We start from the raw sequence: 26,934 nt of genomic DNA on the forward strand, positions 1-26,934 counted from the left end.
CCCTTCGTGGCCGAGAACGGAGGGGTGGGTTCGGCGATGACGGGTGGGTTCGGCGGCAGCGCAGCCCCGCCCCGCTACCTCAGCGCGCGGCCGCGTCGAGCCCCATCGCGTAGGCCCGCGGGACGAGCGATCCGGTCGCGCTGAGGACGGCTCCCAGCGACCGCGCCCGCAGCGCGTGGGTCGGCGCGCTTACGGGTCGTCCCAGCCGCATGTTGACCGCGGCGATGCGACCGGCCGTGCGGGCCGACCGCAGGCGCTCCCGCTCCCACCGGGCGAGAGCGTCGGCCGGTTCGCGGCCCGTGCGGACCCAGTCGCCCAGCAGGGGCGCGAGGGTCGCGGCATCCAGGAGTCCGAGGTTCATGCCCTGGCCGCCGATCGGGCTGATCTCGTGGGCGCTGTCGCCGATGACGAGGAGCCGCCCGCGGCGCATCGCGGGAGCCAGGACACGGCGCACCCGGAACCCCGTCGCCCCGGTCAGGGCTTCGGCGGCCTCGGGTTCGCCGCGCTCGCGCATCGCCGCGCGCAGGCGCGCCAGCCGGGCGCCGGGGGAATCGTCCGGTCCCGCATCCGACTCCCCGTCCCAGGCGACGAAGCGTCGTCGATCGCCGGGCAGGGGGAAGGACTCGAGCACGCCCCCGCGGGCGAGATGCACGACGGCGACGTCGGCGTCGGCACGGCCGGGCACCGCCACGTCGCTCATCAGGTACCGGTCGGGGTACGACGTGCGCCGCACCGCCGACGGCCGGAAGACGAGGTCTCGGGCGCCCACGCCCGCCGCGACCACGACGATCGGCGCGACGCGTTCGCGCTCGGCGCCCGCGGCGTTCGTCGTCGCGACGTGCGCCCGATGGCCGTCGAGGCGGATCCGGCGCACGGTCGTTCCGCGCTCCGGCTCCGGCGCGCCGGCCGACAGCGCCGCCTCCGTCATCGCCTGCGGGAGCGTCGCGACGTACGGATGCCGGAGCGAGAGCCGGTCGAAGCGGACGGTTCCGATGAGCTCGCCGTCGGAGCGGGCCTCGCCGCGCGACACGCGGAGCGCGTGCTCGAGGATGCGGTCGGTGGCCCCGCCCGCCTCGAGCGCAGCCAGGACCGGCGCGTGGAGTCCGATCGCGCGCGAGCCGCCCCCGCTGGTCTCCCGCCGCTCGAGCACCGCGACGTCGACGTCGCGCCGCGCGAGCTCGGCGGCGAGCAGCATACCGACCGGTCCCGCGCCGACGACGACGACGTCAGTCACGTTCGCGTCCGACCGCCAGCACCCGGAACGGCGCCGGTCGCAGCACGTGCCACTCGCCCTGGGACGCGAGGGTCTGCCGCAGCTCCGTTGCGCGATAGCTGCGACGGATCGAGCGCAGCCCGTCGGTGCGCAGGAACGTGCCGCGCTGCAGGGGCAGGATGCCGGCGGCGTACAGCGCGTACGCGATGCGGCCGCGCTCGATGTCGGCGTGGAGCACGAGTCCGCTCGAGAGCGCGCGGGAGTCGGCGAGGAAGGAGCGCAGCTCGGCGTCGCCGAGGTGGTGCAGGACGTGGTTGGAGACGACCGCGTCGAACCGCTCGCCGGTGGCCCGCAGGGCCGCCGAATCGGTGCTGCGGAACTGCAGCCCCGGTCGCGCCCGCTCCCGGGCGACCTCGAGGGCGCGGGGATCGGGGTCGATACCGACCCACTCGACTCGGACGCCGTCGCGCTCGGCGAGGCGGGCCAGTCGGGCGGTGACATCGCCGCCGCCCGACCCGATGTCGAGCACGCGCGCCGGTCGGTCCAGCCGCTCGAGCGCCGGACGCAGGTGACGCCGCCACACGGTGCCCCACGCGCTGACGACGCGGTTGACGGTGTCGAAGCGACGCAGGGTCGCGGCGAGGGCGACCGGATCGCAGTCCGGGTCGTCCATCAGCTCGCGGAGGGCCGTGTCGCGCCGGCTCAGGTCCACGATGCGACGGGCTCGGCGAGGGGGCGTGCGGCCCCGGCGGCTGCCGGACTGCCGGCGGTCGCTGCGACGCCGGCGGTCAGCATCGCGGCCTCCAGGGTGAGTCCCGGTCCGAAGGCGAGCGCCGCGATCGTCTCGCCGTCGCCGAGCGCCTCGCCGTGCAGGAGCGAACGCAGGATGAAGAGGATCGTCGCGCTCGACATGTTGCCGTGGTCGCGCAGCACCGCCCGCGACAGCTCCAGGGCGTCGGGCGCGAGGCCGAGACCCGACTCGACGCGATCGAGCACGCTCCGCCCGCCCGGGTGGACGGCCCAGGTGTCCACCCGGGCACCCGCGACGACTCCGTCGACCGCGGCGCGGATCTCCCGTCCGATGATGCGGGGCACCTCGGCGGAGAGCACCATCTCGAAGCCGGCGTCGCCGACGGTCCACGTCATGTCGCTCTCGCCCTCGTCGGTGACGGCCGTGCCGAACCGGTCGAGATCCAGCCAGCGCTCGCCGCGTCGGGCGGGATCGGCGCTGACGACCGCGGCGGCGGCCCCATCGGCGAAGAGCGACGCGGCGAGGATCTGATCCGGGTCGTCGGCGACGCGGAAGTGCAGGGTGCACAGCTCGGCGCACACGACGAGCACGACGGCCTCCGGGTCTGCGGCGCACATGCGGGCGGCCGCGCGCAGCGCCGGCACGGCGGCGGCGCAGCCGATGAAGCCGAGGTGGTACCGCTCGACGCTCGTTCGGAGCCCGAGGTCGCGGACGAGCCGGTAATCCGGCCCCGGAGCGAACATCCCGGTGCACGAGACCGTCACGACGTGGGTGACGTCGGCGGGATCGACGGATGCCGCCCCCAGCGCCTCGCGGGCTGCGGCGGCGAACAGGCCGGGCGCCGCGGCGATGTACGCGTCGTTCCGGGCGCCCGTGGTGGGGGAGAGGAGGGCGCCCGCGTCGGAGATCACCGGCAGGCGGGCAGGTGCGGCATCCGACGGTGCGGCGTCCGTCGCCGGGTCGCCGAGCGCGCTCGCCAGGTCGTCGAGCACCGTGTGGCGCGTCTCGATCGCGGAGGCGTCGAAGGCGGCGCGGACGAGCCGCTGCGAGAGTCGGCCGATGCCCGGCTGCGACGCGAAGAGGTCGCGCACCTCGTTCTGGCGGAGCAGGGCCGGAGGCACGGCGGTGCCGATGGCCAGGATGCGGGCGGTCATGCTTGACCCTAACTCCCGTCGGCCGTGGCCGGAGCGGGACTGTCGGATGCCGCGGCCCTCGTCTATGGTGCGCCGGCGCCGCGAATGCGACAGCGCCCCGCCGGCGGATGTTCGGCGGGGCGCTGTCGTCCGACCAGCGCGGTCAGTCGTCGATGAGCACCGACTCGGCGACGGGGCGGCGGGTACGGGGCGACAGCTCGCGCTCGCGGATCGCGGCGGGGGCGCCCTCGACGTCGCCGAGGTCGCCCACGGCCATCACGGTGACGGGGACGAGGGGCGCTTCGATGCCGAGATTCGCCGCGAGCAGCTCGGCGTCGTACCCGGTCATCTGGTGGGTGTAGAGGCCGTCGGCGTGCGCCTGGACGGTGAAGTGCGCGGCTGCCTGGCCGAGGTCGTAACGCGCGGTGGGCACGGGCTTGCCGTCGATCTCGGTCTCGGCGACGAAGACGACGAGGGCGGCGGCGGGGCCGGCCCAGGCCTTGTTGAAGTCGACGAGCGCGTCGACGACCTTCGCGTGGGTCCCGGTGCCGCGGCGGGCGACGACGAAGCGCCAGGGCTGCGCGTTGAAGGCGGACGGCGTCCAGCGGGCTGCCTCGAGGGCGCTCGCGAGGGCGTCCTCGTCGATCGGCGACACGTCGTCGTAGAGACGCGTGCTCCAGCGCGCGGCGAGGATGTCGAGGACGGGGGCGTCGGTCTCGGCGACGCGCTCTTCAACGAGGGACATGGGATTCTCCCGATCTGTTCAGTGGACTGCGTCGGACCCCATTGTCCTGACACCGCCCAACGCCCGGTGCTCCGCCGTCATTCCCCGACATGCCGGGTCGGTCCAAGGCCCTCTTGTGCGGGTGTCGCCGCGCCGCGACCCTGAGGGCATGAGCGCATTCACCACAGACGGGGCCTTCAGCGGCTTCAGCGTCGACGACATCGATGCCGCCCGCACCTTCTACGCCGACACCCTCGGGCTCGATGTCGAGACCAACGCGATGGGGTTCCTCGAGATCCGGCTCGCCTCCGGCGGCGGCATCCTCGCCTACGCCAAGCCGAACCATGCGCCGGCGAGCTTCACGATCTTGAACTTCCCGGTCGACGACATCGACGCCGCCGTCGACGATCTGCGGCAGCGCGGCGTCGAGACGAAGATCTACCCCGACGACCTCTTCGCCTCCGATGAGCGCGGGATCGTCCGCGGCGAGGGCCGAGGCCCCGACATCGCCTGGTTCCGCGACCCCGCCGGCAACGTGCTCGCCGTGATGCAGGCCTGAACACGCAGAAGTCGGCGCCAGCCGCGGTCATCCGACCAGGGATGCCGCAGCTGACGCCGACTTCTGCCGTGCGCGAGACCCGTCAGCGCTTCAGCGCCTCCGACAGCTTCACGCGGGCGCCCATGCGCAGGAGCGAGTTCTCGTAGATCTTCGCGCCGACGAGGATCGCCCCGACGCAGGTCGCGAGGAGCACGGCGAGCGAGAGCAGCGGCTCCCACCACTGCGCATCGCCGAGGAACAGGCGCATCGGCATTCCCACGGGCGCCGAGAACGGCACGTACGACATGATCCCGAGGATGAGCGGGTTGTTCCAGGCGAAGATCACGAGGAAGTACGGCGCCATGATCAGCATGAGCAGCGGCGTCGTCGTCGTGCCGATGTCCTCCTGGCGCGACACCATGGCGGCGGCCGCGGCGAACAGGGCCGCCAGCAGCACGAAGCCGAAGAGGAAGAACACCGCGAACCATGCGATCGGCGCGCCGATGCCGGTGAGGAGCTCGGTCTGATCCGTCACCGTGAGACCGATCACCGCCACGGCCGCGAGGATGAGGATCTGCCCCATCGCGAGGACGGTGTTGCCGATCACCTTGCCGGCCAGCAGCGCCCGCACCGGCACCGCCGAGATGAGCAGCTCGACGACGCGGGTCTGCTTCTCCTCGACGACCGACTGCGCGATCGTCGCGCCGAAGATCTGCGCCGAGATGAAGAAGACCGCGCCGAAGCCGACGGCGACGAGGTAGCCGAGGAAGCCGGCGTCGCCCGACGGATCGAGCAGCTCGACCGGCGGCAGCTGGGCGAGCGAGAGCAGGATCGTGTTGGAGACCGCCGTGTCGCCGATCACGACGAAGCCGGTGGGCGAGGAGCTGTCGGCGACGATCGCCGCGTCGACGTCCCCGCCGCGCACGGCCGCCTCGGCGGCGGCGCGGTCGGCGACCTGCTGCACCTCGAGGCCCGGGGCGTTCTGCACGTACGAGGACGCGTCGGAGGTGACGGCGACGGGCGATCCGCTCGCATTGCCGGCGCTGAAGCCGCCCCAGATCACGAGGGCGAGGGCGGCGAGGAAGAGGATCGCGAACGAGATGATGAACGACTTGCTGCGCAGCTTCGAGCCGATCTCGCGCTCGGCGACGAGCCACGTGCTCTGGGCGAACGAGGGGGATGCGGTGCTCATGAGGCGACCTCCTGGGTGCGGTCTTGCGGCATCCGGTCTTCCGGGGACGCGTCGTCCTGGATGACCTGCGCGAAGATCTGGGCGAGGGTGGGATGCTGCGGGCTGAAGCTCAGCACGTCGCCGGCGGCGACCGCGCGCTGCAGCACGCGCTGCGCGGTGCCGTCGCTGTCGACGTCGAAGAGGGCGTAGCCGCCGTCGAACTCCACGACCTCGATGCCGGGTTCACCGCGGAGCCATCCGGCGTCGCCGGTCGAGACCAGCTCGTAGCGGTGGCCCTCGTGGCGGCGACGCAACTCGTCGCGGGTGCCGGCCGCGCGGATCGTGCCGCCGGCGATGATGACCAGGTCGTCGCAGAGGCGCTCGACGACATCGAGCTGGTGGGAGGAGAACAGCACGCCGACGCCCTGCGCCGCGCGGGACTGCAGCACGCCGGCCACGACGTCGACGGCGAGGGGATCGAGCCCCGAGAACGGCTCGTCGAGGATCAGCACCTCGGGGTCGTGCACGAGGGCCGCCGCGATCTGGGCTCGCTGCTGGTTGCCGAGCGAGAGGGTCTCGATGTTGTCGTCCAGCCGTTCGCCGAGTCCGAGCTCCTCGAGGAGGGCGCGGGCGCGGGTCGTGGCATCCGTCTTCGAGAAGCCGTGCAGCCGCGCGAGGTAGACGATCTGCTCGAGCACCTTCATCTTCGGGTACAGACCGCGCTCCTCGGGCATGTACCCGAAGCGTCGACGGTCGGATGCCGTGAGCGCGGCGCCGTCGAGGGTCACCTCGCCCGCGTCTCGGGAGAGCACGCCGAGCATGATGCGCATGGTCGTGGTCTTGCCCGCGCCGTTGCCGCCGACGAAGCCCGTCAGGCGACCGTCGGGGACGGTGAAGCCCACGTCGTCGAGGACGCGGTGCGTCCCGTAGTTCTTGGTGATGCCGCGAAGTTCGAGCATTCCGTCTCCTTGAGCGGTCCGTCATCCGGTGTTCTCCGGTGACTCAACGCTAGGGATCGGGCCGGGGTCGAGACATCCCCCGGTCGGCGGATTCCGGCCCGTGACGGCCCCCGTCCGGCGGGGGAGGCATCAGTGCTGCGGGCTCAGTGCTGCGGCCACCCCTCGGGGGAGGAGACGCCGGCCGGGTACTCGTCCATCGGCACCTCGCCGGCTCGCCACGCGTCGAGCACCGGCTGCACGATCCGCCAGCATTCGACGGCCGCGTCGCCGCGCACCGACAGCATCGCGTCGCCGTCGAGGATGCCCGAGAGCACCTCGGCGTACGCCTTCAGGGCGCCCTCGCCGAGGTCGGCGACGAGATCGGCGCGTTCGAGCTCGAACGGGTCGGCACCGCTGTTGACGTTCATCTCGAGCGTCATGGTGTCGGGGCCGAGCGAGAAGCGCAGGATCGTCGGGTCGGGGTCGCCGCGGAATCCCTGCGGCAGATGGCGCACCGGATGGAAGCGGACGATGACCTCGGCGTCCGCGTGCCCCAGTGCCTTGCCCGAGCGGAGCGTGATCGGAACACCCTGCCAGCGGGCGTTGCGCACCTCGACCGTCACCTCGGCGAGGGTCTCGGTGTCGCGGGCCGGGTCGACGCCGGGCTCGTCCACGTAGGAGGGGAAGTGCCGGCCCTCGATCTCGCCGGCGGTGTAGCGGGCCCGCCGCGACGAGGCCGCCGGGTCGTCGTTCCAGATCGCCGTGGCCCGCAGCACCGCGGCTGTCGCGGCGCGCAGGTCGCGTTCGTCGAGGGATGCCGGCGGCTCCATCGTCGCGAACGCCATCACCTGCAGCAGGTGGCTCTGGATCATGTCGATGAGCGCACCTGCGTGGTCGTAGTAGCCGGCGCGGCCCTCGAGCCCGAGCGACTCGTCGTACTGGATGACGATCGACGCGATGTCGTCCGCCGACCACACCGGCTCGACGAGGCGGTTGGCGAATCGAACGCCCAACAGGTTCAGCACCGTCGAGCGGCCGAGGAAGTGGTCGACGCGGAACACCTGCTCCTCGGGGACGAGGTGCGCGAGCGTCTCGTTCAGCTCGGTGGCGGTGGCGGCATCCGAGCCGAACGGCTTCTCGAGTGCGAGGATCGTGCCCTCGGGGATCTTGACCGACGACAGGGCCGTGCACGCGGCGGCCGCCACAGCCGGCGGCACGGCGAAGTAGAGCGCCGGACGCCCCTCGGCGCGGTCGAGGAGCGCCTGCAGGTCTTCGGGCCGGGTGATGTCGGCGCGCGAGTAGGCGGTCTCGGCGATGGCCTCGAACGCGGCGGCCGAGTCGGTCGTCGCGAACGATTCGCGGACGCGGTCTCGCCACCGGTCGTCGCTCCAGTCGTCGACGCCGGCACCGTGCAGGCGCACCCGGCGCTCGGGCTCGCGTGCGAGGAGCTGCCCGAGAGCGGGCAGCAGCAGCCGTGCGGTGAGGTCGCCCGAGGCGCCGAGGATGATGAGGGTGGTGTCGGCGGTCATGGGCGCCACCCTACGGGCGCCGCACCCGCGGCGCCTGTGATCGCCCGATGCTTGTCGTGCGGGTCCGCGAGGGGGCACAATGACGACGATGCCCGCCCCGATCGAGAGCTACGCGCTGCTCAGCAGCTGTCGCACGGCGGCCCTCGTCTCCGACGCCGGGAGCATCGATTGGCTCTGCCTGCCGCGCTACGACTCCGCGTCGATCTTCGCCGCGCTGCTGGGAGACGAGACGGCGGGATGCTGGAGCCTCCGGCCCGTCGATCCCGATGCCGTCGCGACTCGCCGGTACGACGGCGACACGTTCGTGCTGATCACGCGGTGGGAGAGCGCCGCGGGCGTCGTCGAGGTGCACGACTTCCTGCCGACCGACGACGGCGTCGAGGCCGTCGTGCGGCGCGTCCGCGGGGTGTCGGGCACGGTGGCGATGCGGACGCAGCTGCGACTGCGCTTCGACTACGCCCGGGCGGTGCCGTGGGTGCGCCAGATCGTCGACGACGACGAGCCGGTGCTGCTCGCCGTCGCGGGGCCCGACGCCGTGACCCACCGCGGACCGCGGCTGCGCGCCACCGACACGATGCACGAGGGGCAGTGGCGCGTGACGGCCGGCGACGTCGTCGATTCGGTGCTGCGCTGGGAGCCCTCGTTCGGAGCGCTGCCGGCGGCCTTCGACGTCGACGCGGCCCTGGCGTCCACGCGGGAGCGCTGGCGTCGCTGGGCGGAGCCGGTCGACCGTTCCGGCCCCTGGGCCGCGCACGTGCAGCGATCGATGCTCGTGCTGCGGGCCCTCACCCACGCCGACACCGGCGGGATCGTCGCGGCGGCGACGACATCGCTGCCCGAGACTTTCGGCGGCTCGCGCAACTGGGACTACCGCTACGTGTGGCTGCGCGACGCCGCGCTCACCCTCGAGGCCTACATCGCGCACGGCTACCTCGACGCCGCCGAGCGCTGGCGCGACTGGCTGTTGCGCGCCGTCGCCGGCGACCCGGCCGACGTGCAGATCATGTACGGCATCGGCGGCGAGCGCGACCTGCCCGAGCGCGAGCTGCCGAACCTGCCCGGGTACGCCGGATCGGCCCCCGTCCGCATCGGCAACGGTGCCGTCGACCAGTACCAGGCCGACGTCATCGGCGAGGTGCTCGTGGCCCTCGAGGCCGCGCGGCTGGCGGGAGTGGCCGAGACGCCGTACTCGTGGGCCCTTCAGCGCGCCCTGCTCGATCAGGTGGCCGATGAGGTGGATCGTCCCGATCACGGCATCTGGGAGATGCGCGGCGACCTGCACCTGTTCACGCACTCGCGGGTCATGGTGTGGGCGGCGTTCGACCGCGGCGTGCGTGCCGTCGAGGAGCAGGCCATGACCGGCGACGCAGCGCGGTGGCGGACACTGCGCGACCGGGTGCGGGCGCAGATCGACGAGCAGGGTGTGAGCGCGGCGGGCGGCCACTTCACGCAGCACGAGGCGACCGACGAGACGGACGCGTCGCTGCTGCTGCTGCCGCAGGTCGGATTCTGCGCGGCCGACGACCCGCGCATGCTCGCCACCGTGGAGCGCATCGAGCGGACCCTTCTGCGCGACGGTCTCGTGCTGCGCTACCGCACCGGCGGGAACGTCGACGGTCTCAGCGGCGACGAGCACCCGTTCCTCGCATGCTCGTTCTGGCTCGTGCAGCAGTACGCGGCGAGCGGCCGGAACGAGGATGCGGCGGCGCTGATGCAGCGGCTGTGCCGGCTCGTCAACGACGTCGGGCTGCTCTCGGAGGAGTACGACACGGGTGCGCAGCGGCAGGCGGGCAACACGCCGCAGGCGCTGTCGCACCTCGCGCTCGTCGGTGCCGCCGACGCCCTCGCCGGCCATTCCGGACGCGCGGCTCACCGCAGGTGACGGGAACGTCCGCGGCATCCGGAGAGACGCGTTCACTTCCCGCTCATGCCGCGGCCCTATGATGCCGTCGTGACGTCCACCCCGGCATCCCCCCGCCCGGCGACCAGGCGAGAGCGGCTCGCCGCCTTCGGTCGCACCCGTCGGGGCCTCGCGACCGGGTTCGTCGCCCTGCACGCGGCCTACATCCTCGCCCTTCTCCCGCTCATCGTGACCGGCGGAACGGAGGGCGATCTGCCGCTGTACCGGCAGTGGGCGCAGGACGCCGTCCAGGGCACGTGGCCGATCGTCGACTTCGACTGGGTCTATCCGGCCGGCGCCCTCGTGCCGATCATGCTGCCGATCGCTCTGGGGCCCTACCTCTATCAGCTGCTCTGGCTGCTCATGATCGCGGGGGCGAACTGGCTGGCCCTGGCGGCGCTCGCCGGTCCGCGGCTGCAGCGGCGCTCCGGCTACCCGGCGGCCTGGTACTGGCTTCTCAGCGTGCTGCTCCTCGCGCCCGTCTCGATGCTCCGTCTCGAGGGCATCGCGGCGCCCCTCGCGATCGCCGGCCTCGTGTGGATCGCGCGTCGTCCCGTGGTCGCCGGCGCCCTCATCGCCTGCGCGACCTGGGTCAAGGTCTGGCCCGCCGCCATCGCCGCCGCCGTCGTTGCGGTGAGCCGCACGCGGTGGTGGGTCACCCTCGGCGGACTCGCCGCGAGCGTGGGCATCATGGTCGCCGTGGTCGCCGCGGGCGGCGGCTCGAACCTGTTCAGCTTCCTGACCATCCAGGGCCAGCGCGCCCCGCAGCTCGAGGCGCCGGTCGCGACCCCCTGGGTCTGGGCGACCATCTGGGAGCTGCCGGGTGCCCGCATCCGCCAGAACTACGAACTCGCCACGCGCGAGGTCATCGGTCACGGCGCCATGGCCGCGGGCGAGATCGTCGGCTGGCTCATGATCATCGCCTTCGTCGCGATCGCGCTGCTGCTGCTGCGGGCCCGCATGACCTGGGTCGGCGACGCCCGCCGCACCGACATCGCCGAGAGTCAGCTCATCGTGCTGGGAGCCTTCGCGATGACGACGGCGCTCATCGTGTTCAACAAGGTCGGATCGCCGCAGTACATGCTGTGGCTCGCGCCGATCGTCGCGGTCGGCATCCTCGTCGATCCCGACCGCTGGCGGACGCCCGCCCTGTGGATGGCGATCACGAGCTTCTTGACGACCCTCGTCTTCCCGATCTTCTACATGCCGCTCGTCCGCGCCGATCCGTTCGCCGCCTCGCTGCTGCTCGCGCGGAACGCGCTGCTGGTGGCGCTGTTCGTCTGGAGCGTCCACGCGCTGTGGCGCGTCGCGATGCCCCGGCGCACGCGCGACGAGCCGGTGCACATCGCTCCGCAGCGGCCGCGCCTCTCGCCCATCGGCGACCCGGTCTGACCGGACCTCGGCCGTCGGCCGCGGTCTCCGGCGCCGGCCTCAGACGAGGCCGTGCCGGTGCGCGAAGACGACGGCGGCGACGCGATCGCGCACGGCGAGCTTGATGAGGATGTTCGACACGTGCGTCTTCACGGTCGCCTCGCCGATGAACAGCTCGCGGGCGATCTCGGCGTTGCTGAGCGCCGTGGCGAGCAGGCGCAGCACGTCGCTCTCGCGCTCGGTGAGGCCGACGTCGCTGCCCGCGACCCGCGCCGGCGGTGTCGGTTCGGGCCCCGGCGCGGCGTCCCCGGCGAACCGCGAGATCACCCGACGCGTGACCTCCGGCGCCAGCAGCGCATCCCCGGCGGCCGCGACCCGCACGGCGGCGGTGAGCTCCTCGGGCCCGGCGTTCTTGAGCAGGAATCCGCTCGCGCCTGCCTCGAGCGCCTGGAACAGGTAGTCGTCGCGGTCGAAGGTCGTCACGATCACGACGGCGCTGGTGTTGCCGGCATCCGCGATGATGCGGCGGGTCGCCTCGAGGCCGTCCATGCCGGGCATCTGCACATCCATGAAGACGACGTCCGGACGCAGCCGCGACACGAGGTCGACCGCCTCCGCGCCCGTGCCCGCCTCGCCGACGACGTCGATGTCGCCGCCGGCCTCGAGGATCATCCGGAACCCCGCCCGCATGACGGTGTGATCGTCGACGAGGACGATCGTGGTCGCGGCCGGCGCGGTCATGCGAGGACGCCGTGATCGGTCGTGGCGGATACGCCGCCGGATGCCGCTCCCGCCCCCGCGGGCACGCGCGCCCGCACGAGGAAGCCGCCGCGCGGCCGGGGTCCCGCCTCGAGCCAGCCACCCGACGCCGCCGCGCGCTCCCGCATGCCCACGAGCCCGAGGCCCGGCGTGCCGCCGTACCGCACGCGTCCGTCGTTGGCGATCTCCAGCTCGACCTGGTCGCCGTCGAACCGCAGCCGCACGTCCGCACGCGCGTCCGGCCCGCCGTGCCGGCGCGCGTTCGTGAGCGCCTCCTGAGCGATGCGGTAGAGGTTGACCTGCGCGACCTCGGATGCCGCGATCGGCTCGCCGACGACGGTGAGGGTCGTCGGCATCCCGTTCTCGGTCGAATACCGCACGAGCTCGCCGATCGCGTCGAGCCGCAGGGTCGACCCGCCGGGCGATGCGGTGTCGGAGGTGCGCAGCGTCTCGAGGAGCTGGCGCAGCTCGACGAGCGAGGCGCGCGCGGACTGCTCCACCACGGCGAGAGCCCCGCGCGCCTTCTCGGGATCGCGTTCGAGCACGGTGCGCGCGGCTCCCGCCTGCACGCCCATCGCCGAGACGTGGTGGGCCACGACGTCGTGCAGCTCGCGGGCGATGCGCACGCGGTCGAGCGCGACGGCCTGCGCCGCGGTGAGTTCGCGCTCCCGTTCGAGCTCGCGCGTGCGCTGCTCGAGCGCCTCGCGACTGAGCGCGCCGACGTACGCGCGCTCGCCGAAGGCGAACGCGCCCGCGAAGAACACGACGTTGAAGAGGAACTGCAGCATCATCAGCGCCGCGGCGGGGGAGAAGAGCGAGAACTCCGCGGCCGTCTCCTCGCCGGCGGTCGCCGCCGAGCGGAACATCGACGCGAGCAGCCAGACGAACATGCCCACGATCACGACGACGCGCACGATCATCGCGCGGCGTCGATCGGTGACCCACGCGCCGACGGAGTACATGGCGATGAACAGGGCGATGCTGCCGACGTACATCTCCGGGATGTGCACCGACATCCCCACGAAATAGACGATCGCCACGACGACGAGCGCGATCTCGGGTGCGCGACGACGCAGCGCGAGCGGGGCGGTCAGGGCGACCGAGTAGAGCAGCCCCCAGCCGAGATGGGGCGGCTCGAGGGCGTACACGCCGGCGACCTGACCGAGCCAGGTGCTGAGGATGGCGCTGACGAGGAGGGCCGCCGCGAGCCAGACGTCGTTGCGCAGCTGCTCGGGTGTCGCGGCCGGGCGCTCATCGGGGGCGGAGGAGACCACGGGCATGGCCACAACGCTACGGGGCGGGTGGTCGCGCGGCATCCCCCGCGCGGGGGAGCAGCGGCGTCGAGCGGGGTGCTGGTCAGAAGATCATCGGGCGGTCGTCGTCCTCGGTGCCGTCGAGGTCGAGGTCCACGACGACCGGTACGTGGTCGCTGGGCGCCTCCCCCTTGCGCTGATCGCGGTGGATCGCGGCGCCGACGACGGCGTCGGCGAAGGGCGCCGAGCCCAGGATGAAATCGATGCGCAGGCCCTCGTTGCGGGGGAACCGGAGCTGCTTGTAGTCCCAGTACGTGAACCCCGTCGGCACGAGCGGGCGCACCGTGTCGGCGAGTCCGGCATCGAGCAGCGCCTGGAACGCCGCGCGCTCGGGCGGGGACACATGGGTGGTGACGCCCTCGACGAGCGTCGGGTCGCCGACGTCGTCGGGGGTCGGGCAGATGTTGAAGTCGCCGGTGAGGGCGAGTGCGAGATCCGGCCGGGTGCGGAGCGTGTCGCGCGTGTAGCGCTCGAGCGCCTCGAGCCAGTGCAGCTTGTAGGCGTAGTGGGGATCGTCGAGCGATCGGCCGTTCGGGACGTAGAGGCTCCACACGCGCACGCCGCCGACCGTCGCGGCGATGGCGCGGGCCTCCTGCGGGGCGTCGGGACCCTCGTGGCCCTTGAGGAAGCCGGGCATGCCCGGGAATCCGACCTCGACCTCGGTCATCGGCTCGCGGCTCGCGATCGCCACGCCGTTCCACTGGTTCAGGCCGTGCAGCTCGACGTGGTAGCCGGCCGCCTCGAACTGCTCGAGCGGGAACTGCTCGGGCTTGCACTTGATCTCCTGCATGGCCAGCACGTCGATGTCCTCGTTCACCGCGAACCCGACGATGCGGTCGACGCGTGCTCGGACCGAATTGACGTTCCAGGTGGCCAGGCGCATGGTGTCCAGCCTATTGCCCGCGCCCGCCCGCGCCGCTGCCCGCCCGCGCCGCTGCCCGCCGGCGCCGCTGCCCGCCCGTGCCGCTGCCCGCCCGCGCCGCTGCCCGCCCGTGCCGCTGCCCGCCCGTGCCGCTGCCCGCCCGTGCCGCGATGCAAGGGATCATCGCCGCCACGCCGCGCGCCGGGCCCTCGCGGCGGCGCGTCGCGCAGCATCCCTTGCATCGCGGTCCTCGCGGTCGTCTCGACCATCGGTGATCCGGTCCGTCGTGCGGTGCGGCTCGCCCGCGCCGCGATGCAAGGGATGGTGGTCGACATGCCGCGCGCCGGGCCCTCGCGGCGGCGCGTCGCGCAGCATCCCTTGCATCGCGGTTCGGGCCCAGCGCTTCGCGGCGGCGCGTCGCGCAGCATCCCTTGCATCGCGGTTCCGGGCGTTCTGGTACGCGGTCGAGCGCGCCGGCCGGGTACCGTCGGGTATGGCCACGACCCTGCTGCTCATCGCCGACACGCACATCCCCGGGCGCGCTCGCGCGCTGCCGGATGCGGTGCTCGCGGCCGCCGACGCCGCGGACCTCATCGTCCACGCCGGCGACTGGGTCGCGGCATCCGTCCTCGACGAGCTGGAGCGGCACGGCGAGGTGCTCGGGGTCTACGGCAACAACGACGGCGACGATCTGCGCGCCCGGCTTCCCGAGGTCGCTCGGCGACGGGTGGAGGACGTGCGGCTCGCGGTGGTGCACGAGACGGGCGCCTCGACGGGACGCGAGAAGCGGATGGATGCCGCGTACCCCGACACCGATGTGCTCGTGTTCGGACACAGCCACATCCCCTGGGACACCACGACACCGGCCGGTCTGCGTCTTCTCAATCCCGGGTCGCCCACGGATCGGCGCCGGCAGCCGCACAAGACGTTCCTGACGCTCACGATCGACGGCGCCGAGCTGCGGCACGTCGACCTCGTGGTGGTCTGAGCGCGGCAGGCGGCGGCAGCGGCGGCAGCGGCGGCAGCCGCGGCATCCGAGAACCCGCGGCTCGTAGAATCGGCGGTATGACCGTCGCCGCGACCGCCGAACTCGAAGCCGACCGCCAGGCACTCATCCGCCTGATCCAGGACGAGGCGGTGTTCCACGGCGACTTCACCCTCTCGAGCGGCAAGAAGGCGACCTATTACGTCGACATGCGCCGCCTCACCCTCGATCACCGCGCCGCTCCCGCGATCGGCCGCATCATGCTCGACCTCGTCGCCGGCATCGACGACGTCGTCGCCGTGGGCGGGCTGACCCTCGGCGCCGATCCGATCGCGAACGCCGTGCTGCACGAGTCGGTGCGCGCCGGGACGCCGCTCGACGCGTTCGTCGTGCGCAAGGAGCCGAAGGATCACGGCCGCGGCCGGCAGATCGAGGGCGCGGATGTCGCGGGCAAGCGCGTCGTCGTGGTCGAAGACACCTCGACCACCGGGCAGTCGGCGCTGAAGGCCGTCGAGGCGCTCCGTCGCGAGGGTGCGGAGCCCGTCGCCGTCGCCGTCATCGTCGATCGCAAGACCGGCGCGCAGGCCGCCGTCGAGGCCGCGGGACTGCAGTGGCTCGCCGCGATCGACCTCGACGACCTGGGGCTGCAGCCCCAGTAGCCGTGGCGCCCGAGCGCGCAGCTCGGAATAGCCGACGGGGTCGCGGCGGTTGCCCCTCGTCATGAGTCTGTACGAGCCCACCCGCTTCGGCGCCCTGAACCTCTCGAACCGCGTCGTGATGGCGCCGCTGACCCGCACCCGTGCGACCGAGGACGGCGTCCCGACCGACATCATGGTCGAGTACTACCGGCAGCGCGCGGGCCAGGGGCTCATCGTCACCGAGGGCACGTGGCCCGTCGCCGAGGGCAAGTCGTACCCGGGTCAGCCGGGCCTGGTCACCGACGAGCAGATCGCGGGCTGGCGACGGATCGCCGATGCGGTGCATGCCGCTGGCGGCACCATCGTCATGCAGCTCATGCACGGCGGCCGCGTCTCGCACCCCGACATCACCGGCGCCGATCGTGTCGTCGCGCCGAGCGCGCTCGCCGCGCCCGGCCAGACGCGCACCCCGAAGGGCAAGGCCGACATGCCCGTCGCGCACGCCCTCACCGAGGACGAGATCCCGACGGTCATCGAGCAGTTCGTGCAGCAGGCCCGTGCAGCTGTGGCCGCCGGTCTCGACGGGGTCGAGGTGCACGGCGCCAACGGCTACCTCGTGCACGAGTTCCTCTCACCGGTCTCCAACGTCCGCGAAGACGCGTACGGCGGGTCGCCCGAGAACCGCGCACGCTTCGCCGTCGAGGTCACGCGCGCGGTCGCGGACGCGATCGGGGCGGACCGCACCGGCATCCGACTCTCGCCCCAGCACAACATCCAGGGGGTGCTCGAAGAGGACGATGCGGATGCCCGCGCCACCTACACCGCGCTCGCCGAGGGTCTCGCCCCGCTCGGTCTCGCCTTCGTCGACGTGCTGAGCGCCACCCCGACGGGCGACCTCGTGCAGCACATCCGCCGCACCGTCGGCGCGCCGCTCGTGCTGAACTCCGGCTTCGGATCGCCGACCACGCGCGACGAGGCCGAGCGCCTCGTCGACGAGGGATGGGCCGAGGCCGTCGCTGTCGGCCGCCCGGTCATCGCCAACCCCGACCTCGTCTCGCGCTGGCAGCAGGATGCCGAGCTCAACGCGCCCCGGCCCGAGCTCTTCTACGGCTCGACCGCCGAGGGCTACACCGACTACCCGACGCTCGACGAGGTGCGCGCGGCGGTCTGATCCGCGCGACGGCTGTCGGTGCTCCGGGGCGACTCAGCCCTGGAACACCGGCAGCTGCGAGGCGAGCGCGAGCACCAGGCCGAGGAACGTCAGCAGGATGAGACCGCGCCGGGTCGAGCCACGGTTGGTGCCGTCGTCGCCGATCCGCTGATTGCGCACGAAGATGACCAGCGCGATGAGCAGCACGATGAGGCCCGTGAGGGCGAGGACCACCGCCATCAGTCGTCCTTCCCGCGGCGGCGCACGAGCTGGACGACGACGATCACGAGCGTCGTCGTCAGCATGAGGGCCGCGCTGATCAGCAGCAGGTTCTGCTCGATGTCGTTCATGGGATGCCGGTGACCGCCGATCGCGTCAGAGGAGGTCGGATTCCTCGACCTCGTACGGCTCGGCGCTGAGGAGGTCGGCCACCGAGTCGAGGATCTCGTCGGGTCGGAACGGATAGCGCTCGATCTCGGCGTCGTCGGCGATGCCGGTGCGCACGAGCACGGTGTGCAGGCCCGCCTCGATGCCCGCGACGACGTCGGTGTCCATCCGGTCGCCGATCATCCCGGTGTTCTCGGAGTGCGCGCCGATGCGGTTCATCGCCGAGCGGAACATCATCGGGTTCGGCTTGCCGACGACGTAGGGCGCCTTGCCGGTCGCGTGCGAGATGAGTGCGGCGAACGAGCCGGTCGCCGGGACCACGCCCTCGGGCGTCGGCCCGGTGGCATCCGGGTTCGTGATGATGAATCGCGCGCCCGCGTTGATGAAGCGGATGGCCTTCGTGATGGCGTCGAACGAGTAGTTGCGGGTCTCGCCGACGACGACGTAGTCGGGGTCGGTCTCGGTCATGATGTATCCGGCCTCGTGGAGGGCCGTCGTCAGGCCCGCCTCGCCGATCACGAACGCCGAGCCGCCGGGATGCTGCGAGCGCAGGAAGTCCGCGGTGGCGAGCGCCGAGGTCCAGATGCGTTCCTCGGGCACCTCGAGGCCGGAGCGGGCGAGCCGCGCGCTGAGGTCGCGCGGGGTGAAGAACGGGTTGTTCGTGAGCACGAGGAACGGCGTGCCGGTCTCGCGCCACTGCGCGAGCAGCTCGGCCGCTCCCGGGATGGGGTGGTTCTCGTGGACGAGAACGCCGTCCATGTCGGTGAGCCAGCACTCGATATCGGCGCGTGTCCGCATGGCCCCAGCCTAGTGCGGCGCTCCGCGACGTAGTCTTCACTCGTGGCGCGCGACGACTGGGACCCCCGGAAGCTTCCCGATCTGTCGGGCAAGCGTTACCTGGTAACCGGATCGAACGCGGGCCTCGGCTACTTCTCGTCGCTGCAGCTCGCCTCGGCGGGCGCGCACGTCATCATGACCGGCCGCAGCCCGCAGCGTCTCGCGACCGCCCGCGCCTCGGTGCTGCGGGCCCTGCCCGAGGGCGTCGGATCGGTCGAGACGCTGCTGCTCGACACCAGCAACCTCGGCTCGGTGCGCGCGGCCGCCGCCACCGCGCGCGGCCGCAAGCCGCTGCACGGGCTGCTGCTGAACGCCGGCGTCGTGCACCCGCCGCGCCGCCGCAAGACCACCTACGACGGTCACGAGCTGGTCTTCGCGACCAACGTGCTCGGTCACTTCGCCCTCGCGGGCGAGCTGCTCATCGCCCTCGCGGCCGGCCGCGGCCGCATGGTGTGGCTCGGATCGGTGTCGACCTCGATCTGGAAGTACGACCCCGCCGACATCGAGCTCGAGCGCGAGTACTCGCCGTGGCGCGCCTACGTGCAGTCGAAGGTGGCCACGACGGCGCTGGGGCTCGAGGCCGACCGCCGCCTCGCCGGGGGCGGCGTTCCCGTCGACAGCCTCGTCGCGCATCCCGGTTACTCGACGAGCGGGCGCACCCGCGGCATCGCCGGAATCAACGAACCGTCGCGCCGCACGCGGTTCGCCGACGGCCTGCAGGCAGCGGTCACGCAGTCGAAGGAACAGGGCGCCTGGCCGCTCGTGCGCGCCCTCGTGGATCCGGATGCCGTGGGCGGCGAGTTCTACGGACCGTCCGGCGTGCTGCGGGGCGCGCCGGTGCGCGCGACCCCCGCCGCCATCACCCGCGATGCCGACGTCGCGGAGCGCGTCTGGACGCATTGCGAGCAGGCGACCCGGGCGCCGTGGCCGTACCTCAAAGCGAGCCGGACCCGCGCGAAGGGCTGAGGGCGCCCCGGGCGGGGTGCCGGGGGCGGGCGCGACCGGAGGTCAGGCCGTGATCCAGACGGCGCTGACGGCGCCGTCCGGCAGGGCGACCGGCTCGGCCGCGTCGATCGCCACGGCGCCTCGGCCGGTGACCGTGACGCTGTGGCCGACGTCGAGGCCCGCTTCCTCGAGCGCCCGCAGCAGGGCCGGGTCGCGGTCACTCACCCGCAGGATGCGTCCGAGGTGGCCGACCGGGGCGTCCGCCAGCAGCACGAACGGCTCGCGATGGACCTCGCCCGCGGCATCCGGGATCGCATCGCCGTGCGGATCGAACCGGGGATCGCCCAGGCGCGCCGAGATGCCGGCGAGGAGGCGGTCGCTGATCGTGTGCTCGAGCACCTCGGCCTCGTCGTGCACCTCGTGCCACGCGTAGCCGAACTCGCGGACGAGCCAGGTCTCGATGAGCCGGTGCCGCCGGATGACGGATGCCGCGCGCAGCCGCCCCGTCCCGGTGAGGGTGACGGGACCGTACGGCCGATGCGAGACGAGGTCCTGGGCGGCGAGCTTGCGCACCATCTCGGTGACCGTCGAGGGCGCGAGCCCGAGGTTCGCGGCCAGCTGCGACGGGGTGATCGGCGCGGTCTGCCACTCGGTGTGGTGGTAGATCGCCTTGAGGTAGTCGTCGACGGCGGGGGAGGGCACACCCCAGGATATCCAGCCCCCGCCGGCGGCCGAGTGGACGGCATCCCGTCGAGTGCACGGCACGCGGACGTCTGGATGCCGTGCATTCGGCGCCCGGCCGTGCATCCGGCTCCGGATAGCCTGGGTCGGTGGATGCAACCGACCCGGCGGGCGAGCCCGAGCCTCAACTGCCGGTCGGGGTGGGACCGTGGCCGGGCGGCGCGGACGCCTGGCCGGACGATCCGCGATTCGACCCCGAGCTGCTCGCCGAGGGCGATCGGCGCAACGTCGTCGACGGATACCGCTACTGGCGGCTCGAGGCGATCGTCGCCGACCTCGACGAGCACCGGCATCCCTTCCACGTCGCCATCGAGAACTGGCAGCACGACATGAACATCGGCTCCATCGTGCGCAGCGCCAACGCGTTCGGCGCAGCCGAGGTGCACATCATCGGGCGCCGGCGGTGGAACCGGCGCGGCGCGATGGTCACCGACCGCTACCAGCACGTCCGCCACCACGAGGACGTCGCCTCCTTCGCCGCGTGGGCGGCGGATGCCGGCATCCCGGTCGTCGCGGTCGACAACGTCGACGGGTCGGTCCCCGTCGACCGGGCCGATCTGCCCGAGCGCTGCGTGCTGCTGTTCGGACAGGAAGGGCCGGGGCTCTCGCCGGAGGCGGTGGCCGCGGCATCCGTCGTCGTCGAGATCACCCAGTACGGCTCGACACGCTCGATCAACGCGTCGGCCGCGGGCGCCGTCGTGATGTACGAGTGGTGCCGCCGCTGGGCGTGACCGCTCGGACCCCGAGACCGCTCAGACCGCGATGCGCAGCCAGTCGCCGCGCCGCACCCGCCAGCCGAGGGTGAGCAGGCGGGCGAGCATGTAGACGCCGAAGAAGGCCGTCGCGAGCAGGGCGAGCCCGCCCGCGCCGGCGGGCTGCAGAGCCGCCACCACGACGAGCGCCGGGACGAACGGCACGAGGTTCAGCCCGCCGACGATCGCGAGGTAGCGGGCGTCGCCCGCTCCCATCAGCACGCCGTCCAGCACGAAGACGACGCCGCAGATCGGCTGCGCGACCGCGAGCACGAGCAGGGCCGGCTGCACGAGCGCGGCGACCGCGGGCTCGCCGGTGAACAGCAGTCCGATCGCACCCGAGAGCGCCGCGATCGCCGCGCCGACGACGACGCCGAACCAGGCGCCCCACGCGACGGTGCGCCGCAGCACCCGCTGCACGAAGGCCTCGTCGCCCGCGCCGAGGCCGCGTCCGATGAGCGCCTGGGCGGCGATCGCGAGTGCGTCGAGTGCGAAGGCGGCGGCCGAGAAGATGGTGAACGCCACCTGCCAGCCGGCGAGCTCGTCGGTGCCGAGCCCCGTCGCGACGGCGACCGTCGACAGGAGCGCCACCCGCAGCGACACCGTGCGCAGGAAGAGCCAGCCGCCGAGGCGCGCCGAGCCGCGCATGCCGTCGGCGCGAGGACGCAGGGATGCCGCGTGCCGCCGCGCGAGGCGGCCGACGACGACCGCGTACGCGCCGACCATGCCCCACTGGGCCACGATCGTGCCGAGGGCCGAGCCCGCGATGCCCCACCCGAAGCCGTAGATGAAGAGCACGTTGAGCACGGTGTTCGCGCCGAAGCCGAGCCCGGCGATCCAGAGCGGCGTGACGGTGTCCTGCATCCCGCGGAGGAGCCCGGTCGCGGCGAACACGATGAGCATCGCCGGCAGCCCCCACATCGAGAGGCGCAGGTACGTCTCGGCGTCGGCGGCCACAGCGTCGGAGGGGCCGAACATCCCCACCAGCAGGGGCGTCGCGGCCGAGCCGACGACGGCGAGCACCGCTCCGAGGCCCAGGGCCAGCCAGAGTCCGTCGATGCCCGCGCTGACGGCGCTCGTGGAGTCGCCCGCTCCGAACCGCCGTGCGACGGCGGGGGTCGTCGCGTAGGCGAGGAACACCATGAGGCCGACGATCGTCTGCAGCACGGCTCCGGCGATGCCGAGCGCGGCGAGCGGGACGACCCCGAGGTGACCGATGAGCGCCGCGTCGACGATGAGGAACATCGGCTCGGCGATGAGGGCGCCGAGGGCCGGAACCGCCAACCGGAGGATCTCGCGGTTGAGGGTGCGGGCGCGGGCCATGCTCCGAGCCTAGGGGCCCGTCCTCGGCGTCCGCGTCTTGCACGTCCTGCGTGCGCTGTCGAGCGACCCGGCGCACCCGGGCCGCTTCGCTACGGTTGATCGCTCGGGACGTGTGCGACTTCGCCGCGTCGGGGAGGAATCGGATGCGGCTGCTGCAGCGCCTGGCGATCGGGCGCCTCTACGCCCGCCTGCCCGAAGGGGTGCGCATCGCCGTGGCGGTCGTCGCCGTCGTCCTCGGCGTCGTCATCGTCATCCGCCCGACGACCGCCCTCGACGTGCTCGCGTGGCTCCTGGGCGGCGGCATGGCTCTGACGGGCCTGCTCGAGCTCACCGGTCGCGACGGCGAGGGCGAGCGCCCGCGCTGGCGGACGGTCACGGGCGCCGCGTGGCTCCTGGGCGGGGCGATCGTGCTGCTCGCGCCCGGCCTCACCGTCCGCGTCGTCGCCGTCGTGGTCGGCGTCCTGCTGCTGCTCGGCGGCATCCTCGGGGTCCTCTCGGTCTTCGGGCGCGGACGCACGCTCGATGCGCGCATCGCCGACGGCGCCTTCGGCGTCTCGGGCGTCATCTTCGGCGCGCTCGCCCTCTTCTGGCCCGACATCACGCTGCTGGTCGTCGCGGTCGTGTTCGGCGCGCGGCTCATCATGAGCGGCGTGGTCGACCTGTGGACGCGCCTGCGCCGCCGGCGCGACGAGCGTGCCGGCGGCGCGGAAACCGACGGGGCCCCGCGTCGCCGGTGGGGGCGCACGGTCATCGCCGTCGCCTCCGTGGCGCTCGCCGTCTCGACGACGATCGTCACCACGCCGCTGCGCGAAGGGTCGACGGTCGTCGACGACTTCTACGCCGCCCCCCGCGATCTGCCCGACGAGCCCGGCCGGCTGGTGCGCGCCGAGCCGTTCACGGGCGGCATCCCCGCGAGTGCCGAGGGGTGGCGCATCCTCTACACGACGACCGGGGTCGACGGCCGGGTGCGGGTCGCGAGCGCGATCGTCGCCGTGCCGCGCGAGGGCGACGGCCGCTGGCCGGTGATCGACTGGAGCCACGGGACGACCGGTTTCGCCGAGCACTGCGCGCCCTCGTTGCAGCCGCGCGGCCTCTGGGCCGGCGCGTTCTACATGCTCCCGCGCGCGATAAAAGAGGGGTGGGCGGTCGTCGGCACCGACTACATCGGGCTCGGCACCGAGGGGCCGCATCCGTACCTCGTCGGTCCGCCGAGCGCTTACGCCTCCCTCGACGCCGTCCGCGCCGCGCGCGAGCTGGAGGAAGCCGACCTCGGTGCGCGCACCGTCGTGTGGGGCCACTCGCAGGGCGGCGCCGCGGCGCTGTGGTCGGGGTCGCTCGCCAGAGAGTACTCACCCGACGTCTGGGTGCAGGGCGTCGCGGCCCTCGCCCCGGCGAGCGACCCGGCGGCCCTCGTGCAGGGCATCTCGAGCGTGACCGGCGGCAGCATCTTCGCGTCCTACGCGTTCCGGTCGTTCTCGGAGATCTACCCCGAGATCGACTACCGCGACTACGTCAGACCGGGTGCCGAGACGGCGCTGCGGCAGATGTCGGAGCGATGCCTCTCCGACCCCACGATCGTCCTCTCCGTCGCGGCGGCGCTCGGCATGAGCCGCGACCCCGCCCTCTTCTCGCGGTCCCCGGCATCCGGTGATCTGGGAGCACGCCTGCGCGAGAACACGGCGCCGCTGCGATCGACCGCGCCGCTCCTGCTCGCCCACGGCGGCGCGGACAGCGTGATCCCGGTCGCCTCGCAGGCGGCCTTCGTCGACCGGATGTGCGCAGCGGGGCAGGACGTCGACTTCCGCATCTACGACGGGTTCGAGCACGCCGGCGTGGTCGAGCGGCCCTCGCCCCTCATCGACGAGCTGTTCGACTGGACGCGGGACCGCTTCGCCGGTCTGCCGGTAGCCGAGGGGTGTACCACCACGGAACGCTGAACGCGCTCCTCAGGTAGCGTCGGCGTCGCGGCCTAGCATGGGTGCCATGACCGATCCCGCCTCCCGTTCCGGCATCGCCGTCGACGAGCTCAGCACCGACATCCGCCCCCAGGACGACCTCTTCCGGTACGTCAACGGCAGCTGGCTCGAGCGCACCGAGATCCCCGACGACAAGGCCCGCTGGGGCTCGTTCCACCTCATCGCCGAGCAGGCCGAGAAGGACGTCCGCGCGATCATCGACGACGCCGCCGCCGCCGAGCCGGGCACGGTGGAGCGCAAGGTCGGCGACATGTTCGCGAGCTTCATGGACACCGGCCGCATCGACGCCCTCGGCGCGGCGCCGCTGCAGCCCCAGCTCGCCCGCGTCGATGCGATCGACTCGATCCCCGCGCTCCTGCGCACGGTCGGCGAGCTCGAGCGCGAGGGCATCGGCGGGATGATCGGCACCTACATCGAGCCCGACCCCGGCGACCCCCGGCGCTACGTCTTCTTCTTCGTCCAGGGCGGGCTGTCGCTGCCGGACGAGAGCTACTACCGCCTCGAGAGCTTCGCCGAGACCCGCACCGCCTTCCGCGGGTACGCCCAGCGCATCCTCGAGCTCGCCGGCGTCGCCGACGGCGAGGAGCACGCCGAGCGGATCCTCGCGCTCGAGACCGAGCTCGCATCCCATCACTGGGACAACGTGAAGAACCGCGATGCCGTCGCGACCTACAACCTCATGCCCTGGAGCGCGGTCCAGGAACTCACCGGGATCGATCTCGAGCCGTGGCGCGACGGACTCGCCCCGCGCCACACCGACGGCTTCGCCGAGATCAACGTCAATCAGCCGAGCTTCCTCAGCGGCCTCGGATCCCTCCTGGTGCCCGCGCGCCTCGAGGAGTGGAAGTCGTGGCTGCGACTGCAGGTCGTGCGGTCGTCGGCGCCGTTCCTGCCCGACCCCTTCGTGGCCGAGAACTTCGCCTTCTACGGCACGCAGCTCAGCGGCGTGCCGGTCAACCGCGAGCGCTGGAAGCGCGGCGTGAGCATCGTCGAGGCGGCCCTCGGCGAAGCGGTCGGCCGCATCTACGTCGAGCGCCACTTCCCGCCGCAGGCGAAGGCCGAGATGGACGAGCTCGTCGCGAACCTCATCGAGGCCTACCGACGGTCGATCGAGCAGCTCGAGTGGATGACGCCGGAGACGCGGGGGCGCGCGCTCGAGAAGCTCGCGGCCTTCACGCCGAAGATCGGCTACCCGGTGCGGTGGAAGGACTACTCGGCGCTCGAGATCGACCCGACCGACCTGCTCGGCAACGTGCTGCGCTCGACGGAGTGGGAGTACGAGCGTCAGCTCGGCAAGCTGGGTCGCCCGATCGACCGCGACGAGTGGTTCATGACGCCGCAGACGGTCAACGCGTACTACAACCCGCTGATGAACGAGATCGTCTTCCCCGCGGCGATCCTGCAGTTCCCGTTCTTCGAGTCCGATCGGGATGCCGCGGCGAACTACGGCGGCATCGGCGCGGTCATCGGCCACGAGATCGGCCACGGCTTCGACGATCAGGGAAGCGCCTTCGACGGCACCGGCGCCCTCAACGACTGGTGGACCGACGAGGACCGCGCCGCGTTCCAGGACCGCACCGGCGCGCTCATCGAGCAGTACAACGCCCTCGTCCCGCAGGGGCTCGCCGCCGAGCACACCGTCAACGGTGCGCTCACGATCGGCGAGAACATCGGCGACCTCGGTGGGCTCGGCATCGCGATCAAGGCGTACCGTCTGCACCTCGCGGCGACCCTGCCGGCCGAGGAGCTCGCCGAGGCGCCCGACGGCCCCGTGATCGACGGGTTCACCGGCATCCAGCGCCTGCTGCTCAGCTGGGGACAGATCTGGCAGCAGAAGGGACGCGACGCCGAGACGATCCGGCTGCTCACGATCGACCCGCACTCGCCCAACGAGTTCCGCTGCAACCAGATCGTGCGCAACATCGACGCCTTCTACGACGCGTTCGACGTCTCGGATGCCGATGAGCTGTGGCTCGAGCCGGAGCGCCGCGTCACCATCTGGTGACCCGTCCGGCGAGGATCGGAGACCGGCGAGTGATGTGCGAGAAGCGAGGGAGATGACGGTGGACGGCTCCGAGCGCACTCCCGAGGCCGCTCGCTCGCGCTCCGAGCAGCGTGCGGCGTCGCATCCGCGGCGCCGCAGCGCTCCGGTGCGTCGGGGCTTCGCGGCGACCGAGAAGACCCTCGACGCCCTCGCCTCGGCCGGGGCGCGGGTATCGGTGCGCGTGAGCGACCTCGATCGCGGCACCCCGGTCCTCGTCGGCGACGACTTCGTGACCCTCCCCGTCGCGGGTCTCGGGATCGTCCCCCTCCTGATCGAGGTGGCGGCGCGGTTCGAGGCCGGGTCGCTCGACCCGCTCGAGATCGTCGACCGCTCGGCCGGCGACGAGGTCGGCATCGCCGGCCTCTGGCGCCATCTCGCCGCCCCCGCGCTGCCGCTCGGCGACCTCGCCGTTCTCGCTGCGGCGACCGGCGACGCGCGGGCCGCGAACGCGCTCCTCGACCGCGTCGGACTCGACGCCGTGCGGGCGCGGCTCGGGAGCCTCGGCTTCCCGAGGTCGGCGCTCCTCGACCGGTTCCGCGACGAGCGCGGCCCCGACGACGCGCCGCACTACGCGCTGGGCACCGCGCGCGAGCTCGCAGCGGTCTTCGCGGCGCTCGTGAACACCGCCGTCGTCTCACCCCGGGTGAGCGCCCAGGTGTCGGAGTGGCTGAGCCTCAACCACGACCTCGCGCTCGTGGGTGCCGCGACCGGCCTCGATCCGTTCGCGCACGACGACGACCCCCATGGGCTGCTGTTCGTCAACAAGACCGGGCGCGCCGACGGCATCCGGGTGGATGCGGGTGTGCTCGCCGGGCCGCGCGCCGGTGTCGCGTACGCGCTCATCGTCGCGTTCGACGACGTCGCGATCGCCGACCGGCTGCGGGCGCACGAGGCCTTCCGCGCCTTCGGCCTCGACCTCATGGAGTACGTGTTCTGACGTCGGGCGTGCCGTGA

Annotated in this window: 25 protein-coding genes; 11 read left to right on the forward strand and 14 right to left on the reverse strand. The window is 72.7% G+C overall.

Annotated elements, in window-relative coordinates; translation table 11 throughout:
- Positions 1 to 79: 79 nt before the first annotated feature.
- The 4 genes from F6B42_RS03055 to F6B42_RS03070 form a co-directional block, all read right to left on the reverse strand.
- Entirely contained in the window at positions 80 to 1,234 is a 1,155-nt protein-coding gene (locus F6B42_RS03055) for an FAD-dependent oxidoreductase (protein WP_150418105.1), read from the reverse strand.
- Entirely contained in the window at positions 1,227 to 1,925 is a 699-nt protein-coding gene (locus F6B42_RS03060; protein WP_150418106.1) for a methyltransferase domain-containing protein, read from the reverse strand. The genes F6B42_RS03055 and F6B42_RS03060 overlap by 8 nt, the downstream gene beginning before the upstream one ends.
- Positions 1,916 to 3,118: a type III polyketide synthase gene (locus F6B42_RS03065; RefSeq protein ID WP_150418107.1), complete on the reverse strand. Its 1,203-nt coding sequence runs from the start codon at positions 3,116 to 3,118 to the stop codon at positions 1,916 to 1,918. Before F6B42_RS03065 ends, F6B42_RS03060 begins: the two co-directional genes overlap by 10 nt.
- A gap of 142 nt (positions 3,119 to 3,260) precedes the next feature.
- A complete protein-coding gene (locus F6B42_RS03070) occupies positions 3,261 to 3,842 on the reverse strand; it encodes a nitroreductase family protein (RefSeq protein ID WP_150418108.1) in 582 nt (193 codons plus the stop codon).
- Between the two features lie 148 nt (positions 3,843 to 3,990).
- Between F6B42_RS03070 and F6B42_RS03075 the strand changes: the two genes are divergently transcribed.
- On the forward strand, positions 3,991 to 4,380 hold the full coding sequence (locus F6B42_RS03075; RefSeq protein WP_150418109.1) for a VOC family protein: 390 nt from the start codon (positions 3,991 to 3,993) through the stop codon (positions 4,378 to 4,380).
- Between the two features lie 82 nt (positions 4,381 to 4,462).
- Here F6B42_RS03075 and F6B42_RS03080 read toward each other — a convergent pair whose 3' ends face one another.
- The 3 genes from F6B42_RS03080 to F6B42_RS03090 all read right to left on the reverse strand — a co-directional run bounded on the left by F6B42_RS03080 (position 4,463) and on the right by F6B42_RS03090 (position 7,997).
- Entirely contained in the window at positions 4,463 to 5,551 is a 1,089-nt protein-coding gene (locus F6B42_RS03080; protein ID WP_150418110.1) for an ABC transporter permease, read from the reverse strand.
- Positions 5,548 to 6,489 carry an ABC transporter ATP-binding protein gene (locus F6B42_RS03085; RefSeq protein WP_150418111.1) on the reverse strand — a complete coding sequence of 314 codons (942 nt, stop codon included), beginning with the start codon at positions 6,487 to 6,489 and terminating at the stop codon, positions 5,548 to 5,550. Before F6B42_RS03085 ends, F6B42_RS03080 begins: the two co-directional genes overlap by 4 nt.
- Positions 6,490 to 6,632: 143 nt before the next feature.
- Entirely contained in the window at positions 6,633 to 7,997 is a 1,365-nt protein-coding gene (locus F6B42_RS03090; protein ID WP_150418112.1) for a glucose-6-phosphate dehydrogenase, read from the reverse strand.
- 88 nt (positions 7,998 to 8,085) lie between these two features.
- Here F6B42_RS03090 and F6B42_RS03095 point away from each other — a divergent pair, with 88 nt between their 5' ends.
- Together F6B42_RS03095 and F6B42_RS03100 are read left to right on the forward strand one after the other, a co-directional pair.
- Entirely contained in the window at positions 8,086 to 9,879 is a 1,794-nt protein-coding gene (locus F6B42_RS03095) for a glycoside hydrolase family 15 protein (RefSeq protein WP_191089248.1), read from the forward strand.
- 69 nt (positions 9,880 to 9,948) lie between these two features.
- Positions 9,949 to 11,289, forward strand: a complete 1,341-nt coding sequence (locus F6B42_RS03100; protein WP_150418114.1) for a DUF2029 domain-containing protein — start codon at positions 9,949 to 9,951, stop codon at positions 11,287 to 11,289.
- A gap of 39 nt (positions 11,290 to 11,328) precedes the next feature.
- On the opposite strand, the gene F6B42_RS03105 is transcribed toward F6B42_RS03100, so the two are convergent.
- The 3 genes from F6B42_RS03105 to F6B42_RS03115 all read right to left on the reverse strand — a co-directional run bounded on the left by F6B42_RS03105 (position 11,329) and on the right by F6B42_RS03115 (position 14,223).
- Positions 11,329 to 12,009, reverse strand: a complete 681-nt coding sequence (locus F6B42_RS03105; protein WP_150418115.1) for a response regulator — start codon at positions 12,007 to 12,009, stop codon at positions 11,329 to 11,331.
- Entirely contained in the window at positions 12,006 to 13,307 is a 1,302-nt protein-coding gene (locus F6B42_RS03110; RefSeq protein WP_150418116.1) for a sensor histidine kinase, read from the reverse strand. The genes F6B42_RS03105 and F6B42_RS03110 overlap by 4 nt, the downstream gene beginning before the upstream one ends.
- Positions 13,308 to 13,383: 76 nt before the next feature.
- Entirely contained in the window at positions 13,384 to 14,223 is an 840-nt protein-coding gene (locus F6B42_RS03115) for an exodeoxyribonuclease III (RefSeq protein WP_150418117.1), read from the reverse strand.
- A 472-nt stretch (positions 14,224 to 14,695) separates the two neighbouring features.
- Here F6B42_RS03115 and F6B42_RS03120 point away from each other — a divergent pair, with 472 nt between their 5' ends.
- The 3 genes from F6B42_RS03120 to F6B42_RS03130 all read left to right on the forward strand — a co-directional run bounded on the left by F6B42_RS03120 (position 14,696) and on the right by F6B42_RS03130 (position 16,996).
- Entirely contained in the window at positions 14,696 to 15,190 is a 495-nt protein-coding gene (locus F6B42_RS03120) for a metallophosphoesterase family protein (protein WP_150418118.1), read from the forward strand.
- 77 nt (positions 15,191 to 15,267) lie between these two features.
- The gene (gene pyrE / locus F6B42_RS03125; RefSeq protein ID WP_150418119.1) at positions 15,268 to 15,846 is read left to right on the forward strand and encodes an orotate phosphoribosyltransferase; all 579 of its coding nucleotides are present in this window, start codon (positions 15,268 to 15,270) and stop codon (positions 15,844 to 15,846) included.
- Positions 15,847 to 15,907: 61 nt separating this feature from the next.
- Entirely contained in the window at positions 15,908 to 16,996 is a 1,089-nt protein-coding gene (locus tag F6B42_RS03130) for an alkene reductase (RefSeq protein WP_150418120.1), read from the forward strand.
- Between the two features lie 33 nt (positions 16,997 to 17,029).
- On the opposite strand, the gene F6B42_RS03135 is transcribed toward F6B42_RS03130, so the two are convergent.
- Entirely contained in the window at positions 17,030 to 17,215 is a 186-nt protein-coding gene (locus tag F6B42_RS03135) for a hypothetical protein (protein WP_223878306.1), read from the reverse strand.
- A 135-nt stretch (positions 17,216 to 17,350) separates the two neighbouring features.
- Complete coding sequence (locus tag F6B42_RS03140) at positions 17,351 to 18,160, reverse strand: HAD-IIA family hydrolase (protein WP_150418122.1); 810 nt, start codon at positions 18,158 to 18,160, stop codon at positions 17,351 to 17,353.
- A gap of 42 nt (positions 18,161 to 18,202) precedes the next feature.
- Between F6B42_RS03140 and F6B42_RS03145 the strand changes: the two genes are divergently transcribed.
- Complete coding sequence (locus F6B42_RS03145; RefSeq protein WP_150418123.1) at positions 18,203 to 19,165, forward strand: SDR family NAD(P)-dependent oxidoreductase; 963 nt, start codon at positions 18,203 to 18,205, stop codon at positions 19,163 to 19,165.
- 42 nt (positions 19,166 to 19,207) lie between these two features.
- Here F6B42_RS03145 and F6B42_RS03150 read toward each other — a convergent pair whose 3' ends face one another.
- Positions 19,208 to 19,846: a metal-dependent transcriptional regulator gene (locus F6B42_RS03150; RefSeq protein WP_150418124.1), complete on the reverse strand. Its 639-nt coding sequence runs from the start codon at positions 19,844 to 19,846 to the stop codon at positions 19,208 to 19,210.
- Between the two features lie 128 nt (positions 19,847 to 19,974).
- Between F6B42_RS03150 and F6B42_RS03155 the strand changes: the two genes are divergently transcribed.
- Positions 19,975 to 20,616: a TrmH family RNA methyltransferase gene (locus tag F6B42_RS03155; RefSeq protein ID WP_150418125.1), complete on the forward strand. Its 642-nt coding sequence runs from the start codon at positions 19,975 to 19,977 to the stop codon at positions 20,614 to 20,616.
- A 21-nt stretch (positions 20,617 to 20,637) separates the two neighbouring features.
- Here the strand turns inward: F6B42_RS03155 and F6B42_RS03160 are convergent, their stop codons facing one another.
- The gene (locus tag F6B42_RS03160; RefSeq protein ID WP_150418126.1) at positions 20,638 to 21,960 is read right to left on the reverse strand and encodes an MATE family efflux transporter; all 1,323 of its coding nucleotides are present in this window, start codon (positions 21,958 to 21,960) and stop codon (positions 20,638 to 20,640) included.
- A gap of 143 nt (positions 21,961 to 22,103) precedes the next feature.
- Here F6B42_RS03160 and F6B42_RS03165 point away from each other — a divergent pair, with 143 nt between their 5' ends.
- Genes F6B42_RS03165 through F6B42_RS03175 form a run of 3 tightly spaced genes read left to right on the forward strand, consistent with a single transcriptional unit; the run spans position 22,104 to position 26,917 of the window.
- On the forward strand, positions 22,104 to 23,897 hold the full coding sequence (locus F6B42_RS03165; RefSeq protein WP_150418127.1) for an alpha/beta fold hydrolase: 1,794 nt from the start codon (positions 22,104 to 22,106) through the stop codon (positions 23,895 to 23,897).
- Between the two features lie 46 nt (positions 23,898 to 23,943).
- A complete protein-coding gene (locus tag F6B42_RS03170; RefSeq protein ID WP_191089249.1) occupies positions 23,944 to 25,941 on the forward strand; it encodes a M13 family metallopeptidase in 1,998 nt (665 codons plus the stop codon).
- Between the two features lie 52 nt (positions 25,942 to 25,993).
- Positions 25,994 to 26,917: a serine hydrolase gene (locus F6B42_RS03175; RefSeq protein ID WP_150418129.1), complete on the forward strand. Its 924-nt coding sequence runs from the start codon at positions 25,994 to 25,996 to the stop codon at positions 26,915 to 26,917.
- Positions 26,918 to 26,934: the final 17 nt, after the last annotated feature.

It is taken from the genome of Microbacterium radiodurans (assembly GCF_008710705.1).
Classification (GTDB): Bacteria; Actinomycetota; Actinomycetes; order Actinomycetales; family Microbacteriaceae; genus Microbacterium; species Microbacterium radiodurans.